Source organism: Actinomadura chokoriensis (genome assembly GCF_039529475.1).
GTDB lineage: Bacteria > Actinomycetota > Actinomycetes > Streptosporangiales > Streptosporangiaceae > Spirillospora > Spirillospora bangladeshensis.
In genome coordinates this window covers 670,008-688,240 of sequence record NZ_BAAAMW010000002.1, presented here as the reverse complement: position 1 = coordinate 688,240, position 18,233 = coordinate 670,008, and the positions used below count along the sequence as shown (strand labels likewise).

At 73.0% G+C, this 18,233-nt stretch carries 14 protein-coding genes and 1 pseudogene; 9 read left to right on the top strand and 6 right to left on the bottom strand.

The window, feature by feature from the left end; translation table 11 throughout:
• Positions 1–190 precede the first annotated feature (190 nt).
• Together ABFX46_RS07340 and ABFX46_RS07335 are read left to right on the top strand one after the other, a co-directional pair.
• Positions 191–1,012, top strand: a complete 822-nt coding sequence (locus ABFX46_RS07340; RefSeq protein ID WP_428831225.1) for a helix-turn-helix domain-containing protein — start codon at positions 191–193, stop codon at positions 1,010–1,012.
• On the top strand, positions 1,012–1,263 hold the full coding sequence (locus ABFX46_RS07335; RefSeq protein WP_203596865.1) for a DUF397 domain-containing protein: 252 nt from the start codon (positions 1,012–1,014) through the stop codon (positions 1,261–1,263). The genes ABFX46_RS07340 and ABFX46_RS07335 overlap by 1 nt, the downstream gene beginning before the upstream one ends.
• A 145-nt stretch (positions 1,264–1,408) precedes the next feature.
• Here ABFX46_RS07335 and ABFX46_RS07330 read toward each other — a convergent pair whose 3' ends face one another.
• Positions 1,409–3,298, bottom strand: coding sequence for a serine/threonine protein kinase (locus ABFX46_RS07330; RefSeq protein ID WP_346040565.1), 1,890 nt, complete (start codon positions 3,296–3,298; stop codon positions 1,409–1,411).
• Positions 3,299–3,472: 174 nt separating this feature from the next.
• On the opposite strand from ABFX46_RS07330, the gene ABFX46_RS07325 reads away from it, so the two are divergent.
• A complete protein-coding gene (locus ABFX46_RS07325) occupies positions 3,473–4,108 on the top strand; it encodes a TetR/AcrR family transcriptional regulator (RefSeq protein ID WP_346040564.1) in 636 nt (211 codons plus the stop codon).
• A gap of 84 nt (positions 4,109–4,192) precedes the next feature.
• Here the strand turns inward: ABFX46_RS07325 and ABFX46_RS07320 are convergent, their stop codons facing one another.
• On the bottom strand, positions 4,193–4,375 hold the full coding sequence (locus ABFX46_RS07320) for a hypothetical protein (RefSeq protein WP_131943490.1): 183 nt from the start codon (positions 4,373–4,375) through the stop codon (positions 4,193–4,195).
• 219 nt (positions 4,376–4,594) lie between these two features.
• Here ABFX46_RS07320 and ABFX46_RS07315 point away from each other — a divergent pair, with 219 nt between their 5' ends.
• From ABFX46_RS07315 to ABFX46_RS07305, 3 genes are all read left to right on the top strand, one after another.
• Entirely contained in the window at positions 4,595–4,933 is a 339-nt protein-coding gene (locus tag ABFX46_RS07315; RefSeq protein WP_346040563.1) for a PadR family transcriptional regulator, read from the top strand.
• A complete protein-coding gene (locus tag ABFX46_RS07310; protein WP_346040562.1) occupies positions 4,930–5,682 on the top strand; it encodes a hypothetical protein in 753 nt (250 codons plus the stop codon). Before ABFX46_RS07315 ends, ABFX46_RS07310 begins: the two co-directional genes overlap by 4 nt.
• A 234-nt stretch (positions 5,683–5,916) precedes the next feature.
• Positions 5,917–9,294: a pyruvate carboxylase gene (locus tag ABFX46_RS07305; RefSeq protein ID WP_346040561.1), complete on the top strand. Its 3,378-nt coding sequence runs from the start codon at positions 5,917–5,919 to the stop codon at positions 9,292–9,294.
• Positions 9,295–9,356: 62 nt separating this feature from the next.
• On the opposite strand, the gene ABFX46_RS07300 is transcribed toward ABFX46_RS07305, so the two are convergent.
• Positions 9,357–9,977, bottom strand: a complete 621-nt coding sequence (locus ABFX46_RS07300) for a TetR/AcrR family transcriptional regulator (RefSeq protein ID WP_346040560.1) — start codon at positions 9,975–9,977, stop codon at positions 9,357–9,359.
• Positions 9,978–10,134: 157 nt separating this feature from the next.
• On the opposite strand from ABFX46_RS07300, the pseudogene ABFX46_RS07295 reads away from it, so the two are divergent.
• From ABFX46_RS07295 to ABFX46_RS07285, 3 genes and pseudogenes are all read left to right on the top strand, one after another.
• Positions 10,135–11,076: pseudogene (locus ABFX46_RS07295) on the top strand (RNA polymerase sigma factor); the annotation flags it as partial.
• A gap of 142 nt (positions 11,077–11,218) precedes the next feature.
• Positions 11,219–12,562 carry a serine hydrolase domain-containing protein gene (locus ABFX46_RS07290; protein ID WP_346040559.1) on the top strand — a complete coding sequence of 448 codons (1,344 nt, stop codon included), beginning with the start codon at positions 11,219–11,221 and terminating at the stop codon, positions 12,560–12,562.
• Between the two features lie 43 nt (positions 12,563–12,605).
• Positions 12,606–15,155: a DUF6493 family protein gene (locus ABFX46_RS07285; RefSeq protein WP_346040558.1), complete on the top strand. Its 2,550-nt coding sequence runs from the start codon at positions 12,606–12,608 to the stop codon at positions 15,153–15,155.
• Positions 15,156–15,183: 28 nt separating this feature from the next.
• Here ABFX46_RS07285 and ABFX46_RS07280 read toward each other — a convergent pair whose 3' ends face one another.
• The 3 genes from ABFX46_RS07280 to ABFX46_RS07270 form a co-directional block, all read right to left on the bottom strand.
• On the bottom strand, positions 15,184–16,116 hold the full coding sequence (locus ABFX46_RS07280) for a threonine/serine dehydratase (protein WP_346040557.1): 933 nt from the start codon (positions 16,114–16,116) through the stop codon (positions 15,184–15,186).
• A 222-nt stretch (positions 16,117–16,338) separates the two neighbouring features.
• A complete protein-coding gene (locus ABFX46_RS07275) occupies positions 16,339–17,619 on the bottom strand; it encodes an RNA polymerase sigma factor (RefSeq protein ID WP_346040556.1) in 1,281 nt (426 codons plus the stop codon).
• Positions 17,620–17,672: 53 nt separating this feature from the next.
• Entirely contained in the window at positions 17,673–18,026 is a 354-nt protein-coding gene (locus ABFX46_RS07270; RefSeq protein ID WP_163059879.1) for a YciI family protein, read from the bottom strand.
• Between the last annotated feature and the right edge of the window lie 207 nt (positions 18,027–18,233).

The window sequence follows — 18,233 nt, the reverse complement described above, 5'->3', positions numbered from 1 at the left end:
GAATGCAAGGCCCAATGCACGTGCATCCGCGTTGTGAGGGTGTGGGGCGACGCGGATCGCGTCCGGGTGAACGGAGGTAACCGCAGGACACTCAGGCCAGTGGCACACTAGGTTCGCTGTCCGCCGAATAGCCGGGAGGTTGGGCGTGACTCCAGAGACGCCGGGAAGCGGGTCGACGGTTCGTCGGATCCTGCTCGGGTCCCAGCTGCGCCGTCTGCGCGAGCAGCGGGGAGTGACCCGTCAGGAGGCCGGCTACGTCATCCGTGCGTCGGAGTCGAAGATCAGCCGCCTCGAGCTCGGACGTGTCAGCTTCAAGGAACGCGACGTGGACGACCTGCTCACGTTGTACGGCGTCAGCGACAAGACGGAACGCGAGGCGCTGCTACAGCTTGCGCGGGAGGCCAACACCCCCGGTTGGTGGCACCGGTACAACGACGTGCTGCCCGGCTGGTTCCAGACCTATGTGGGCCTGGAGGAGTCGGCGGCGCTGATCCGCACGTATGAACTGCAGTTCGTCCCGGGACTGCTGCAGTCGGAGGGGTATGCGCGAGCGGTGATCCGCCTGGGCAACGCCGGTGCCGCCGAACACGAGATCGACCAGCGCGTGGAACTGCGCATGCAACGTCAGGAACGCCTCACCGGCCCGGACGCCCCGCGGCTGTGGGCCGTGGTGGACGAGGGCGCGCTCCGCCGTCCGATCGGCGGTCCGGAGGTGATGCGGGGCCAGTTCGAGCACCTCATCGAGATGTCCAAGCTGCCCAACGTCACCATCCAGATCATGCCGTTCCGGTTCGGCGGCCACGCCGCCGAGGGAGGGGCCTTCACCATCCTGCGCTTTCCCGAGCAGGACCTGCCGGACGTGGTTTACGTCGAGAACCTGACCGGCGCGATGTACCTGGACAAGCGCGACGACGTCGACACCTATCTGCAGGCGATGGAACGCCTGTGCGTCGACAGTGCGACCCCGGAACGCACCGTCGAGCTTCTCGGTGATCTTCTCAGAGAGACATGATGCTCCAAACCGATTACGACAACGGGATGCCGGCCGCCGACCTCGCCGGAGCGCGGTGGCTGAAGTCCCGGCGAAGCAACTCCCAGGGGAACTGTGTGGAAATCGCCGAACTGCCCGGTGGGCGGGTGGCGATGCGGAACTCCCGCCATCCCGACGGTCCCGCCCTGATCTACACCCGCCCCGAGATCGAGGCGCTGATCCTTGGCGCCAAGGACGGCGATTTCGACCATCTCATCGCCTCCCGGAACTGAACCATCGGAAAACCGCCAAACAGGTGAACAGCGGCGGGTCGGCACCGGAACACCGAACGTCGGCCCGTCCGTCCGGAAGAACCCGCCGACAGAGAACAAGAGGCCACCCAGGCGCGAGGGTGGCCTTTCGCTTTGCCCGGGAGACTTACCCGCAGTTCCCGTAGGGCGCGCTGCGGCCGTTGCCGCCGAACCTGACGCACACCCCGGGGGCCTTCACGTATACGGGCCCCGCATACCAGGCGAACGATCCGCTGTCGGCGATGGAACTGCCGCCCTGCCTCTGGATCCACACCGAGACCGGTGACGCCTTGCCGACGTTCTTGGTCTTCATGGTGACCGCGCAGTTGTAGCCGGAGCTGTTGTAGAGCAGGTAGGCCACGCCCCCGGAGACGCTCAGCGACCGCTGCACGTAGTAGCCGCCCCCGTGGCCGCCGCTGTTGCACGCCTGCTGCGGGGTGTACTTGTTGGCGGGCTCCTGGACGGGCGTGGAGCCTCCGCCTCCGGTGCCGCCCGTGCCCGTCGTGGGCTTCGACCCGCTCGGCTGCTGCGGTGCCCCGGGCTTCTTGGACGTGCCGGGGGACGCGGGCACGCCGCTCTTGCCGGTCTGCGGCTGCCCGCTCTTCTTCTTGGCCGGGTTCTCGGCCGCGTTGCCGGAGCCGTCCGAGCTTCCGGCGCCGCCCTGCGCGTCGTGGTTCTGATCCGCCGCCGCGACCTGCTGCTTCTTGCCCTGGTCGTCGCCGCCCCGGGTCGCGGCCCAGGCCGCGCCGCCTCCCAGGACGACCGCGACGGCCGCCGCGGCCGCGATGGGCACGATCAGCCGCCCGCGCCTCCTGCCGTCCGGCCGGCCAGGATGTGATGCCCCGGGAGGCCCTGGCGGGACGGGCGGAATCGCCGGCGGCACATTCTGCATCCCACCCGACATCCCGCCCGGCATGCCGCCGTGCATCTCGCCGGGTGCGCCCGGAGGCGGGGTCAGCGCGTCGTAGGGCGGCGGCTGCGGAGCGGTCCTGTGCCTGATGCCGGACGGGTCCGTGACGTGGTCGGGAGGCAGCAGGGCGCCCGCCATCGCGGACGGCGACGCGTGCGGGTCCGTCGCACTGTGCGGCGTCCCGGCGCCCCCGGACGCGGCCGGGTCCACCGGCAGCCCGGGGAAGGCGGGCAGCGGCGGCACGGGCACCCCCGCCGAGGTCATGCCGCTGGCCGCGCCGACGAGGCGCTCCTGGGCCTGGCGCGCGGTGGGACGCTGCGCGGGCTCCTTGTTCAGGCAGGCCAGCACCAGCTCGCGCATCGGTTCGGGCAGGTCGCCGAGGTCGGGCTCCATGGTCAGGATCCGGTGCATGACCGTGGCCATCTCGTCGTTGCCGAACGCAGGACGCCCGGTCGCGGCGAACGCCATCGTCGTGCCCCACGCGAACATGTCCGACGCGGGCCCGACCTCGCCGCCGGTGAAGTGCTCGGGCGACATGTAGGCGGGCGTGCCGACGTTCTGCGTCTCGCCGGCCGCTCCGAGCGCGCGCGCGACGCCGAAGTCGATGACGCGCGGGCCGTCCGGGCCCATCACCACGTTGTGCGGCTTGAAGTCGCGGTGGACGATCCCGGCCTGGTGGATCGCGGTGAGCGCGGTCAGGGTGCTGACGGCGAGCCGCTCCAGCGCGCCGCCCGTGCGCGGGCCCTCCGACCGCACGACGTGGTGCAGGGACAGGCCGGGCACGTACTCGCTGACGATGTAGGGCTGGTCGCCGGCGACGTCCGCGTCGAGCACCTGCGCGGTGCAGAACCGCGCGACCCGCTTGGCGACCTCCAGCTCGCGGACGAAGCGCGCGCGGGCGGACTCGTCGCCGGTGAGCCCGCCGTGCAGCAGCTTGATGGCGACGTGGTCGGCGGCGCGGACCGTTCCGGTCTCGCCGGCCCTACGGCCCAGGAAGACCGCGCCCTGGCCGCCCTCTCCGAGGCGGCCGAGGATCTCGTATCCGCCCAGCTCGGTCGGGTCGCCCGACCGCAGTGGAAGGGCGTCCGGCATCGTCCTGTCCGTCACACCACTCGCTCCCCGTCGCTCGCGCCTCGTCCGCACACCTTGGGCAAGACTATGGCCACACGATGGTAGGCGCTCCGCGCCGTACGTGATCTCCAGTCCGCGGCATCCCGGCCCGCGCGACCGCCGAGATCGAATAGGACTATAGTCCGGTTGACCCCGACGAGGAGGCCGCCGATGGACCGCGGAGCCGCGACCGGGCGGCGCGTCGACCTCGAGCTGATGCGGACGCCGCCGCCCAAGGAGCGCGCCGACGCCGCGCGCAACCGCGTGAAGGTGCTGGACGCGGCGGCCGTGCTCTTCGCGCGGCACGGGGTCGAGTCGGTCTCGATGGACGCCGTCGCCGCCGCGGCGGGCGTCGGCAAGGGCACCCTCTTCCGCCGGTTCGGCGACAAGGCGGGGCTGGCCGCCGCCCTGCTGAACCAGCGCGAGCGCGACCTGCAGGACGCGATCCTGTCCGGCCCCGCCCCGCTCGGCCCCGGTAAGGGGGACGCCGCGGTCTCGCCGTCCGACCGTCTGCACGCCTTCGCCGACGCCTATCTCGACTACGCGCTGGACCATCTCTCCCTGGTGCGCATGTCCGAGACCGCCTCGCCTGGGGCGCGGTACCGCATCGGTGCCTACAGATTCTGGCATCGGCACGTGGTGATCCTGCTCGATCAGATGGGCGACGCCGTCCCGGACAGCGAAGCGGCCGCGCACGCGCTTCTGGCCGTGCTCGGCGCCGAGCACATCGCCGCCATGGTCGAGAGCGTGGGCAGGGAACGCGCGCGCGCCGCCGTCCACACGCTCTTCAACGCGGCCACTGCCTAGACCCTCCGAGACGACGAAACCCCCGTGCGCGGTGCACGGGGGCTTGCGGCGCCCAGACGGAGATCGGTCCAGGCGGAGCGGGTGTCAGGCCGGGTCGGGCGTCCGACGCTCAGGGACGGACTCCACCCGGCCGTTCTCTGTGCCCGGTGGACCCTCCAGGGCGTGGTTGCGTTCCAACTGGGCCGCCACCGCGAGGGCGCGCAGCGACGTCGTCTTCAGATGTTTGCGTTCGCGATTGGAACGGGTGCGGGGGATGCTGCTCGGCACGGTCACCTCCGTGGGTCGTGGACGGGTGCTACCCGGATCGCCGGTGTTCGCACGGTAGTTGCAACCGCAAGATCCTTCTCGCTATTCCGAGCGATCGGCGCTTTTATTCACGTCCGGATCCGGACGCGGCCGACCGCTCCGCTCTCTAGGTTGCAATGCTAACTAGCTAGCAGTACGGTCTAGCTCGTTGAACCGACACACCCTCCGGGAGTGACCGCAGTGGCCGCTGATCGCCGCGCCAGCTGGCTCAAGGGCGTCCTCGACCTGCTGGTCCTCGCCAGCCTGACCGGCGGCGAGAGCTACGGGTACGAGATCGCCAAGACGCTCGCGGGCGCGGGCCTCGGGCAGATCAAGGGCGGCACGCTGTACCCCGTCCTCAACCGGCTGGAGGAGGCGGGGCTGGTCGCCGCGGAGTTCCGCGCCGCCGAGCGCGGCCCCGGCCGCCGCTACTACCGCCTCACCGGCGCGGGGCGCCGGACGCTCGCCGAGCAGGGCGGCCTGTGGCTGGAGTTCGACGCATCAGTCCGGACGATGCTCACCCAGGGAGCCGACCGATGACGCACCCCTACTTCGACGAGCTGGCGGAACGGCTCCGCGGCCGCGGCCTCCCCGCCGCCGAGGTCGACCGGACCGTGGCCGACCTCGCGGCCTTCGCGGCCGAGTCCGGCACCGATCCGGTGCGCGAGTTCGGCGCGCCGGAGGAGTTCGCCGCGCGGCTCGCCCGCGACACCGACCCCGACCCCGATGCCGGCCCCGGTGCCGGGACGAGCGCGGGCGCCGTCCCCCCGGACGCGGCCGAGACCTGGACATGGCGCGCCGACGCGTTCCACGAGCGCGAGGTGCTGAACCGCTACGGCGACGAGGGATGGGAGGTCGAGCGCGTCGACCCGGCCGGCCGCTTCGTCAGCCGCCGCGCCGGCGACCACCCGCTGCGCTGGGAGTACCGCCGCGAGATCGCGCTGCCCCGCACCCGCGCCGCCGTCGCCGAGCGCCTCGCGCCGGACGGCTGGGAGCCGTGCGGCACCTGGTTCCACTTCGAGTACTTCAAGCGGCCCAAGGCGGTCATGCTCGGCCTGGAGGGCGAGGTCGCCCTGCCGCCGGAGGCCCCGGCCCGGCGGGCCTTCTGGAGCGGGCGCTTCCACCTGTTCGTCGTCTGCTACCTCGCCCTTCTCGTCCTCCTCGCGGTCGCGTGGGGCGCCCTGGCGATGGACGACCTCCCGGTCGCCCTCCTCGGCGGCCTCGTCGCCGGCGCCGTCATCGCCGCCGGGCTGCTGGGCCTGCGCCTCTGGCGCGACCGCGCGCGCTAGAAGGGGTAACGCCCCGCGATAGGAACAATCGTGCGTTTTTCCCTCTAAGTGCTATCTATCACTTTGTTCACACATCTCGGCCGCTCTGCGAGGCTGCTCCGACCGCTCAACTGGGTAGGTATCGCAAGATTCGGTTCGCCCGCCGGGGTGGCCGCGCCCTGAGCGGCTCAGCGTGGAGCCCGGGAGGCCTCGGACGCGGGCGGACGCGCCCGAGCGTCTCCTGGGAGAGATACGTTGATCAGAAAGCTGCTCGTCGCCAACCGGGGCGAGATCGCCGTGCGCGCCTTCCGCGCGGCCTACGAACTCGGCATCGCCAGCGTCGCCGTCTACGCGCACGAGGACCGGCTGTCCCTGCACCGGCAGAAGGCGGACGAGGCGTACGAGATCGGGACGCACGGCCACCCCGTCCGCGCGTACCTCGACGTCGACGGCATCGTGGAGACCGCACTGCGCGTCGGCGCCGACGCCGTGTACCCCGGGTACGGGTTCCTGTCGGAGAGCCCGGAGCTGGCCGAGGCGTGCGAGCGCAACGGGATCAAGTTCGTCGGCCCGCCGTCCCGCGTGCTCAGCCTGGCCGGCAACAAGATCGAGGCGGTCGCGGCGGCGCGTCGCGCGGGCCTGCCCGTGCTGCGGTCGGCGACGCCCGCGCCGGGGGAGGAGCTGGCGGCGGCCGACGAGGTCGGGTTCCCGCTGTTCGTGAAGGCCGCCGCCGGCGGCGGCGGGCGCGGCCTGCGCCGCGTCGACCACCGCGAGGACCTGGAGGCCGCCGTCGACACGGCGCGCCGCGAGGCCGAGAGCGCGTTCGGCGACCCGACCGTGTTCCTGGAGCAGGCGGTCGACCGCCCCCGCCACATCGAGGTGCAGGTCCTCGCGGACGGCGCCGGGCACATGGTCCACCTGCGCGAGCGCGACTGCTCGGTGCAGCGCCGCCACCAGAAGGTCGTCGAGATCGCGCCCGCGCCCCGGCTGGACGCGGCCGTCGCCGCGCGGCTCTGCGAGGACGCCGTGACGTTCGCCCGCGAGATCGGCTACGAGAACGCGGGCACCGTCGAGTTCCTCGTGGACGAGCGCGGCGAGCACGTGTTCATCGAGATGAACCCGCGCATCCAGGTCGAGCACACCGTGACCGAGGAGGTCACCGGCGTCGACCTCGTGCAGAGCCAGCTGCGCATCGCGGGCGGCGAGACGCTCGCCGACCTCGGCATCGCGCAGGAGAACGTGACCGTCAGCGGCTTCGCCGTGCAGTGCCGCATCACCACCGAGGACCCGGCGAACGGCTTCCGCCCCGACACCGGGAAGATCTCGGCGTACCGGTCGCCGGGCGGCGCCGGGGTGCGGCTCGACACCGGCACCGCCTACGGCGGCGCGATCGTGTCGCCGCACTTCGACTCGCTGCTGGTCAAGCTGACCTGCCGCGGCAGGACGTTCGAGGAGGCGGTGCGGCGGGCGCGCCGGGCCGTCGCCGAGTTCCGCATCCGCGGGGTCGCGTCGAACATCCCGTTCCTGCAGGCGCTGCTGGACGAGCCCGACTTCCGCGCGGGCGGCGTCACGACGTCCTACATCGCCGACCACCCGGAGCTGCTGACGGCCCGGTCGAGCGGCGACCGCGCGACCCGCCTCGTCCGGTACCTGGCGGACGTGACCGTCAACAAGCCGCACGGCGAGGCGCCGACCGACCTCGACCCGGCGGCGAAGCTGCCGCCCCTCGACCTGGCCGGCCCCTTCCCGGAGGGGTCGCGCGACCGGCTGCTGGCCCTCGGCCCGCGCGCGTTCGCCGAGCGGCTCCGGAACCAGAGCGCGCTGGCCGTCACCGACACCACGTTCCGGGACGCGCACCAGTCGCTCCTCGCGACGCGAGTACGCACCTACGACCTGCTCACGGCCGCGCCTTACCTGGCCCGCATGACACCGGAGCTCCTCTCCATCGAGGCGTGGGGCGGGGCGACGTACGACGTCGCGCTCCGCTTCCTCGGCGAGTCGCCCTGGGACAGGCTGGCCGCGATCCGCGAGGCCGCGCCGAACCTGTGCATCCAGATGCTCCTGCGCGGACGCAACACCGTCGGCTACACGCCGTACCCCGACTCGGTGGCGCGCGCCTTCGTGAAGGAGGCCGCCAGTACGGGCGTCGACATCTTCCGTGTGTTCGACGCGCTGAACGACGTGGAACGCATGCGCCCGGCCATCGACGCCGCGCTCCAGACCCACGCCCTGGTGGAGGGGACGCTCTGCTACACGGGCGACCTCTCGTCCCCCGGCGAGAACCTCTACACGCTGGACTACTACCTGCGGCTCGCAGAGGAACTGGTCGAGGCGGGCGTCCACATCCTGTGCATCAAGGACATGGCCGGCCTGCTCCGCGCGCCTGCCGCGCGCACCCTCGTCAAGGCCCTGCGCGAGCGTTTCGACCTGCCCGTCCACCTCCACACCCACGACACGGCCGGCGGACAGATCGGCACCTACATCGCCGCCATCGAAGCCGGAGTCGACGCGGTCGACGGAGCCGCCGCGCCGCTCTCGGGCACCACGAGCCAGCCGCCGCTCCAGGCGATCGTGGCCGCGACCGACTTCACCGACCACGCCACCGGGCTCGACCTCGGCGCGCTCACCGCGATGGAGCCGTACTGGGAGGCCGTCCGCAAGCTGTACGCGCCGTTCGAGATGGGGCTCCCGTCGCCGACCGGCCGCGTCTACCGGCACGAGATCCCGGGCGGGCAGCTGTCCAACCTGCGGCAGCAGGCGGTCGCGCTCGGCCTCGGCGACCGCTTCGAGGAGATCGAACGCTGCTACGCGGCGGCCGACGCGATCCTCGGACGGCTCGTGAAGGTGACGCCGTCCAGCAAGGTCGTCGGTGACCTCGCCCTGCACCTCGTCGCCGCGGGCGCCGACCCCGGCGACTTCGCCGAGAACCCGGACCGCTACGACATCCCCGACAGCGTCATCGGGTTCCTCAACGGCGAGCTGGGAGACCCGCCGGGCGGCTGGCCCGAGCCCTTCCGCACCAAGGCCCTCGCCGGACGCCAGTACACGCCCGCCAGGGCGGAACTGGACGGCGCGGAGGAGAAGGCCCTGGCCGGCCCGGAGGTCCGCGACACCCTCGACCGCCTGCTCTTCCCCGGTCCCGCGAAGGACTACCGCGAGGCCCGCGCCGCGTACGGCGACCTGTCCGTCCTGCCCACCGGCCCGTTCCTCTACGGGCTCCGCACCGGGCACGAGGTCGCGTTCGACCTCGAACCCGGCGTCCGCGTGCTCGCCGGACTGGAGGCCGTCGGCGCCGTCGACGAGGCGGGCGTCCGGCAGGTCATCTGCTCGGTGAACGGCCAGCTGCGCACCCTGTCCGTCCGCGACAAGTCGGTCGTGTCGGACGCGCCGCCGGTCGAGCGCGCCGACCCGTCCGAACCGGGCCACGTCGCCGCCCCGTTCGACGGCTCGGTCACCCTGCGCGCCGCCAAGGGCGACCGGGTCGCGGCCGGCGATGTGGTGGCCACGATCGAGGCCATGAAGATGGAGGCCGCCATCACCGCCCCGGTCGCCGGGACCGTCGCCCGCCTGGCCGTCCCCGCGGCCACCCCCGTCCAGGCCGGCGACCTGCTGCTGGTCATCCAGGAGGGGTGAGCACGGCCCGGCGGGGTCTTGCGGCGCTCAGGGCGGCGCCGCAAGACCCCGGGGGCCGTGCGTCAGCGCACCGCGTAGTCGTTCAGCGAGGGGGCCAGGAGGTCGAACGCCGTCCGGGCGGACTTGGCGAGGACGGCGGCGATCTGGTCCGGGGGCTCGTTGTCCAGGGTGCGGCGCAGGGTCTCCTGGAACAGGACGCGGTGGACGGCGCCGAGCTGGGCGGCGACCAGGCGGGGGAGCGGGTCGTCCGGGGCGGCGGCGGTCTCCCGCGCGAGGACGGCGGCCAGGGCGTCCTCGCGCTCCTCGTGGAACTCGCGGAGCCGGGAGACCAGCGCCGGGCTCTCGGTGATCATGCGGGCGAAGTCGGGGCCGGAGAAGCCGATGACCGGGTCGTGCCGGTGGACGGCGTCCAGGAAGGCGCGGCGGAGCGCGGCGAGCGCGGACTCGCCGGGCGCCCGGCCGGCGACGGTGCGGCCCAGCAGGCCGACGAACTCCTCGTGCAGATCGAGTGCGAGGTCCTCCTTGCGCGGGAAGTAGTTCGTCACGGTCATCTTCGCGACCTGTGCCGCCGCGGCGACGTCGGCGATCGTGACCCGGTCGAAGCCGTGCCGCAGGAAGAGGCGCGTCGCCTGGTCCGAGATGTTCTGCCTCGTCTGCTGCTTCTTCATCTCCCGCAGTCCCATGCGGCCATCATTGCATAGTTCGACCTAAATTTGTGCTTGACCTAGTTCTAGGTTCGTCCTAAGTTTATGTCGCGGGGCAGGCGGGTACCGAGATCGCGTGACCCCGTTCCCTCCCCCGGCCGGACGAGCAAAGGACACCGCCCTGAACGCCAGCCACGCGCCGAGCGCGTCCCCCCGCGCCACCGTGAACCTCGTCGACCCGATGAAGGACTACCTGTCCCGCATCGGGCGCACCGCGCTGCTCACCGCCGAGCAGGAGGTCGACCTGGCCAAGCGCATCGAGGCCGGCCTGTTCGCCCGCGAGCGCCTTGAGACCCTCGGCGACGACCTCAGCCTCCAGGACAAGGAGGACCTGGAGTGGATCGCCGCCGACGGGGCACGCGCCAAGCAGCACATGGTCGAGGCCAACCTGCGCCTCGTCGTGTCGCTCGCCAAGCGCTACATGGGCCACGGCCTGCCGCTGAACGACCTCGTCCAGGAGGGCAACCTCGGGCTGATCCGCGCCGTGGAGAAGTTCGAGTACCGCCGGGGCCTCAAGTTCTCCACCTACGCCGTCTGGTGGATCAAGCAGGCCATCAGCCGCGCGCTCGCCGACCAGAGCCGCACCATCCGCATCCCGGTGCACGTCGTCGAGGTCCTCAACCGGATGACGCGCGTCCGGCGGCGCATGATGCAGGACCTCGGCCGCGAGCCCACCTCGCGCGAACTGGCCGTCGAGCTGGACATCACCCCCGAGAAGGTGGAGTGGCTGCGGCGGCAGGCCCGCGAGCCGCTGTCCCTGCACACCCCGCTCGGCGAGGACGGCGACGGCGAGCTCGGCGACGTCATCGAGGACCCGGAGGGCGGCGACCCCGCCGACGTCGTCGCGTCCTCCATGCTGCGCGGCAAGCTCGACGCCGTCCTGGAGACGCTCACCGAGCGCGAGGCCGGCGTGATCTCGATGCGGTTCGGGCTCTCCGGCGGCGAGCCGAAGACGCTCGAAGAGGTCGGCAAGGTCTACGGGGTGACGCGCGAGCGCATCCGGCAGATCGAGTCGAAGGGCATGCACAAGCTGCGCCACCCGTCCCGGCGGGAGACCCTCGCCGACCTGCTCGGCTGACGCCCGCCGGCGTCCGCGGGGCCCCGCGCGGTCCGGTCCTGTGATGAACCGGACCCCGAGTTCTCACGTATTGGGATGACAGGGCGGCTGATCACCGAGGACACTTTTCCTCGGACGTGCCGTGCGTGGAGAGCTGGGGACGATGGCGAGGCGGTTGGGGCGGATGGCGGCGGCCGCGGGCGTCGCGGCGGCGCTGGCGATCGCGTCCGCGCAGGTCCCGGCGCACGCCGGCGGGCCGGGCGGGCTCGCCGCCGCTCCGGTCGCCCCGGTCGCCCCGGACGCTCCGCTCGCGGCGGGCGCGCAGCGTCCGCCGACCGCGGCGTTCGACCCGGCCAAGCTGCGCGCCACCCTCGACGCCACCCGCGACGCCGGCATGTACGGGCTGTTCTCCGAGGCCCGCGACGGCCGGACGGCGTGGGACGGCGCGTCCGGCGTCGCCGACGTGCGGACGGGACGCCCGGTCGCGCCCGGCATGCGGACGCGGGTCGGCAGCATCACCAAGTCGTTCGTCGCCGCCGCGATCCTCCAGCAGGTCGAGAAGGGCGCCGTCAGCCTGGACGCACCGGTCGCCCATTACCTGCCGGGCCTCATCCCCGGGCGGCTCGGGCGGCAGATCACCGTCCGCATGCTGCTGAACCACACCAGCGGGATCGGTGACTACGTCCTCACGGCGTTCCCGTCGCTGAAGGAACTGTCGCCCACGAGCCTGGACGAGTTCCGCTACCGCGACGTCACGCCGGAACAGCTCATCAAGTGGGGTTTGCGCGCTCCCCGCACCGGCATGCCGGGCGAGCGCTGGTCGTACTCCAACACCAACTACATCATCGCCGGACGGCTCCTGGAGAAGGTGACCGGGACCAGGGCGGAGAAGTACATCACGCGGAACGTCATCGAGAAGGCCGGGCTCAAGCACACCTACTTCCCCGACTCGCCCTGGGTGGACGGGCCGCACTCGCGCATGTACGAGTCGCTGTACCGGCATGTGAAACCGCCCCGCGACTACAGCGTGTTCAACATGAGCTGGGCGGGGACGGCGGGCGCGCTGGTCTCCACCATGGACGACCTCAACCGCTTCTACCGCAGGCTCCTCACCGGCCGCGTCGTCGGCACGGACGCGCTGGCGCAGATGAAGCGCACCGTCCCCGTGAAGGACGCCGACGGCAACGTCCTGATGAACTACGGCCTCGGCCTCTACTCGCTCGACCTCCCGTGCGGGACGTTCTGGGGCCACGACGGCGCCGTGTTCGGCGCGGGCACCCAGTCGCTGACGTCCGACGGCGGCGCGCGGCAGGTGTCGGTCGCCCTCAACCTGATGAAGTACCAGCAGCTCAACGCCAACGGCACGCCCGTCCCCGACCCGATCGACAGCGCGCTCGCCGCGCACGTGGTCGAGGCGCTCTGCGGCACGCGGCCCGGGGTGCGCACGGCCGGTCCCGACGAGCTCTTCCGGCTGCTGCCGCTGCAGGTCGCACGTACCCTCCGCTGATCGCCGGTGCTTTCTGTCGGTGGGGCCGCCTAGTGTCCCGGGCATGCCGAGCGCGACCGAGATGACCGACACCCCCGCCTGGGAGAAGATCGCGGCCCTCATCGACGATCAGAACCCCGACGCGGTCGCCGCCGCCGTCCGCGGACTGGACGACGCCGGGCGGCGCGCGGTCGCGAGGGCGCTGCCGGGCCACGTCAAGGCGGTCCGGGCACGGCGCGAACCGTGGGAGGGCATCAACGATTTCGCCCTCTCCTTCCGGGCGGCCGGTGCCGGCGTGCTGGGCGGCGCGTCCGCCGTCGCGGCCTGGCTGACCCGGCGCGAGTTCAACTCCCGGTGGGCGGGCGAGCACGACGACACCGGCCGGCTCCTGGACCTGTGGGACGACCGCGACGACGCCTGGCTCGCCGACCTCGCGCGGCGGCTCACGCTCCGGCTGCGCGGCCCCCGGCACATCGGGCTCGACCTCGTCCTGGCGCTGCTGGCCGAGACGGGCATCGAACCGCCCGACCACGATCCGCTCGTCGTCGGCTGGGTGTCGTCCGCGCCGCCCCGCCCGAAGGACCCGCTGCTGCCGTTCCTGCTGCCCCGCGTCTTCGAGGCCGACGGCGTCGGCCGCGAGCTGCGCGACAACTCGTCCTGGCTGCGGACGCTGCCGACGCTCGCCGACCGTGGCGCGGTCGACCGACGGATGCTGCTGGACGGCTGCGTCCGCCGGTTCCTGCGCGGCGGGACGGTCCTCGACCTGCGGTTCTTCGTCCGCCTGCACGGCCTGCTCATGCCCGCCGACCCGGCCGCGCGGGAACGGGAGATCCTCGACCACGCCCGCGACTACGTCCGGCTGCTGCCCGCCGCGCCCGGCCCCGTCGCCGACCTCGCGCTCGGCCTGCTGACCGAGCCCGCGGAGCTGCCGTCCCAGCACGTCGCGGAGGCGCTGGACGGGGTGCTCTTCCGCGCGGAGTCGGGCCTCGTGAACACGGGGCTGACATGGTTGCGGAAGACCCTCAGGGCCAGGCCCGACCTCGCCGGCGACTGCGCCGCCGCCCTCGCCCAGGCGTTCGGGCACGAGTCGTACACCGTCCAGGAGCGCGCGGTCAGGATCGCGCTCAAGCTTCCCGAGGGCGTGGACACGTCCGTGCTCGCCGACGCCGTCCCGCTGCTCGCGCCCGACCTCGGCGCGAAGGCGGCCGCCCGCTTCGGCGGCACCGTGGCCGACCCCGAACCGGACGACGCCCCACCGCCCGCCCTCGTCGCGCCCCCGCCGGACCCGCTTCCCCCGCTCCCGCCGCCGATCACCCGGCCGGCGGACCTGGTGGAGGCGCTCGCCGGCTACCGCCTCCAGTGGCCCGCCATCGAACCCGTCCTGGCGGCGTTCGCCCGGTTCGCCCGGTGGGACGCCGACGACCTGCGCGCCGCGTTCAGGGACGGCCCCCGGCCGCACCCCTACCCGGGGCTGGACCAGCGGTACTGGACCTGGCCGAGCCAGTGGCTCGAAGCGGCCGGCCTGCTGCTGACCGGCTCGGCGCCGGTGCCCGCGGGCTGGCGCCACCGGCTGCCCGTGCTCCAGGACGGGCTCTCCCCGCACATCATCCTGCTGTCCCGGTGCGCGGAGGTCGCCGCGGCCGTCGCGGACGGGACGCCGCCGCCCCTGCTGCTCGCCACCCCCACCGAGCCGACCGGCCACCTCGACCCGGGCACGCTCGTGGACCGGCTGGAGACCCTGCAGGCCGCGGGCATCGAACCGGGGCCCGCCGACCTCCAGCAGGCCCTGCTGCGGCTGCCGCGCGAGATCGACCCGGGCGAGGTCCGGCGCGCGTCCGCGCTCGTCTCGCCCGCCGGCCGCGTCGCCGCGCACTGGCTTGCCAAGGGCGGGCTGCCCGCGGCCGAGGTGTCGATGGGCCCGCTGGAGAACGCCCGGCCGCAGCCCGTGATCGACGCCCCGCCGACGGGGCTGCCGCTGGTCGACGCGGTCTTCAAGGCGCCGGCAGGGTATGCCGAGGGGCCGCACGGCTTCTTCCGGCACGACTGGGCGCGGGTGCTGCCGTCCCATCCGGAGGTCGTCGCCGCGCACGTCCTGCCGCACCTCCGCGCGGGCCGGTTCGGCCCCGGCGTGCCGGTCGGCGAGATCATCGCACTCACCGCCGGCACCGGCCCGTTCACCGAGGCGGTCGCGCACTTCCTGGCACGCCGCCTCGCGGAACGGCGCAATGAGGCCGCCGGCGACACGCTCCTCACCATGGCCGCCCGCGGCGACCTGCCCGCCGCCGACCTCGGCCGCCACATCGGACACCTCGTCCGCGACGGCGAGATCCGCCCGGTGCGGATCGTCGAGGCACTCGAACGCGCGGCGGACGAGGGCGCCCACGCCGAGGTCTGGACGGCGATCGCCGAGGCTCTGCCCGTCCTGTGCCCCGAGCCGGGCGAACGGCCGGTGAACTCCCTCGACCGCCTGATCGCCCTCGGTCTCAAGACGGCGCGCTGGTCAGGGGCTCAGGGCACCATTCCCGAGGTCGAGCGACTCGCCGCCCGCAAGGGGTCGTCCAACGTCGTCCGCGAGGCCCGCGCCCTTTCCGCCCACCTCGCCGCCGCTCCGTGACTCGCCGCCGCGTGACCGGCGGGGGTGGTCAAGCCAGGTCGGAGGGGTCGGTGTTGGCGCCGCAGAGGACGACCATCACGCGTTCGTCCGGGGACGGGCGGTAGGCGCCGGTGCGGAGGGCGGCGAGCGCGGCGGCGGTGCCGTGCTCGACGGCCAGGCGGTACTCGGCCCACAGGTGCCGGCGGGCCTCGATGATCGCCTCGTCGGAGACGAGGACGGGCTGGACGCCGGTGCGGGACGCGACCGAGAACGCGATGTCGCCGAGCCGGGTGGCGCCGAGGGAGTCGGCGGCGATGCCGGAGACGTCCACGTCCACGGGGCGTCCGGCGTGCAGGGCGCGCTCCAGTGTCGGGATCGTCTCGGGCTCCACGCCGACGACGCGCGCGGTGCCCTCAAGGGCCGTGGCGACGCCCGCCATCAGGCCGCCTCCGCCGACGGCGATCAGGACGGTGTCGACCTCGCCGCCGGTCTGCTCCAGGATCTCCAGGCCCAGCGTCCCCTGCCCGGCGCAGACCTCGGGCAGGTCGTAGGCGTGGCAGAACAGGGCCCCGGTGTCGGCGGCGCGCTTGGTGGCGGCGTCCTGCGCTTCGGCGTACCGGCTCCCGACCTGGACGACCGCGGCGCCGAGCGCGCGCAGCCGGGCCACCTTCACCGCGGGCGCCGTCTCCGGCACGAACACCTCGGCGGGCACGCCCGCCTGCGCCGCCGCGTAGGCGAAGGCGAGGCCCGCGTTGCCGCCGGAGGCCGCCACGACGCCGGCGCCCGGCAGGCGCCCCTCGTCCCGTGCGGCGAGGACGTGGTTGAACGCGCCCCGCGCCTTGAACGACCCGGTGTGCTGGACCAGTTCGAGCTTCAGCCACATCCGGCCCGCCGGCCCCGGTTCCACCTCGGTGACCGGCGTGCGGCGAACGTGCCCCGCAACCCGCCGCGCCGCGGCCTCAACGTCCAGACGATCGATCACCGGGTCCCCTTCCCGCACGTCTCCATCAGCAGCCCAACCTCCTTTGGGACATTACAGACACCCTGCCACGCCGAACCAGCAGCGCACCTCCCCGCCGAGCCCGACTGGCTCGCGGGCGACGGCGCGTTGAGCGTCGGCCACGGGAGCATCCCGACCCGTCGCGGTGATGAAACGGCGACGGGTCCGTGGCTGAGCAGTGGCTCTGCTGCGGGTGACGGAGTGTCAGGTTGTGGGTGGGGCGGGGGTGCCCAAGGCGGCGGCGCGGGATTGGAGGGTTCTGCGTTCGGGGGCGTTGCGGGTCAGGGTGGCGGCGCGTTCGAACTCCGCGCGGGCCTCCTCCCGGCGGCCCAGGCGTTCCAGGAGGTCGGCTCGGACGCTCGGGAGCAGGTGGTAGTCGCGGAGGGTCGGCTCGTCCACCAGGGCGTCGGCGATTTCCAGGCCCTTCTCGGGGCCGTGTGCCATGCCCACCGCCACCGCACGGTTCAACTCCACCACGGGGGACGGGGCGATGGTCGCGAGGATCTCGTAGAGGGACGCGATCTGGGTCCAGTCGGTGTCCTCGGGGGCGAGGGCCTGCGCGTGGGTGGCGGCGATGGCCGCCTGGAGGACGTAGGGGCCGGGCGGGGCGCCGATGTCCTTCGCGCGGAGCAGGGAGGCGAAGCCCCGGTGGATGAGGAGGCGGTCCCAGCGGGCGCGGTCCTGCTCCAGGATCGGGATGGGTTCGCCGGACGGCCCGGTGCGCGCGCGGGTCCGGGACGCCTGGATCTCCATCAGCGCGGCGAGCCCGTGGACCTCGGGTTCGCCGGGCGCGAGCCCGGCGAGGACGCGGCCGAGGCGCAGCGCCTCCTGGCACAGGTCCGTGCGCACCCAGTCGTCGCCGGCGGTGGCCGCGTACCCCTCGTTGAAGATCAGGTAGACGACCTCCAGGACGGACGACAGCCGCGCCGCGCGGTCCGGCCCGGTGGGGACCTCGAACGGCACGCCGGCGTCGGAGAGCGTCCGCTTCGCCCGGACGATCCGCTGCGCCACGGTCGGCTCGGAGACGAGGAACGCGTGCGCGATCTCCTCGGTGGTGAGGCCGCCGAGCATCCGCAGGGTCAGCGCGACCCGCGCCTGCACGGACAGCACCGGATGGCAGGCCGTGAAGATCAGCCGCAGGACGTCGTCCTCGATGTCCTCGTCGTCCGGGACGTCGAACTCCGCCGGCGCCTGCGTCTCCAGGTCCCGGCCGATCTCCTCCAGCTTGTGCTCCAGGCGCTGCCGCCGGCGGATCCGGTCGATGGCGCGGCGCTTGCCGACGGCCATGAGCCAGGCGCCCGGGTTGTCCGGGACGCCCGACTCCGGCCACTGTTCGAGCGCGGCGACCAGCGCGTCCTGCGCGAGTTCCTCGGCGAGCCCGATGTCGTTCACCATGCGCGCGAGCCAGGCGATGATGCGCGCGGCCTCCAGCCGCCACACCGCGTCGATGCTCGCGTGGACCCCGGGCGCGTTCGAAGCCGTCACGCTGCCGATGAGAGCACCCGCACCGGCCGCCGCGCAAGCTCAGCGGTACGGGCTCACTGGCCCGGGAAGGGGTCCTCCGGCCCGAAGACCTGCTTGATGACGCCCTCGCCGTCCCCGACGATCGAGTAGAACCGCTTGGACAGCTCGATCGCCTCCTCGCGGGTGCGCACCTCGACGAGCGCGAAGCCGACGACGCCCTCCTTGGCCTCGGTGAACGGGCCGTCCGTCACGGTGACCTTGCCGCCGGACGAGGTGATGCGGGTGCCGTACGGCTCCAGCCCGCCGGTCGCGAGCAGGACCCCCGCCTTGGCCGTCTCCTCGATGAACTTGCCCATCTCCTGCTGGAGCCGCTCGTCCGGCGCCGCGTCCTCGGAGCCGGCGTCCGTGGTCATCATCAGGAACCGCATGGGTGCCTCCTTTGTCGGTGTCCGGGTCAACCCCGGTGCTTGCCAACGCGTCGAAGAAGGGGAGGCCGATTCGACGTCCCGTGCACATCTTTTCCAGATTTTTTTTCGGAACGGGAGTCCTGCCAGGTCAGCGCCCGGCGGTCTGCCGCCAAAGCTGGACATTGCAGCGGATCCTGACAAACCAGGATGATCGGGACAGGTGGGCAA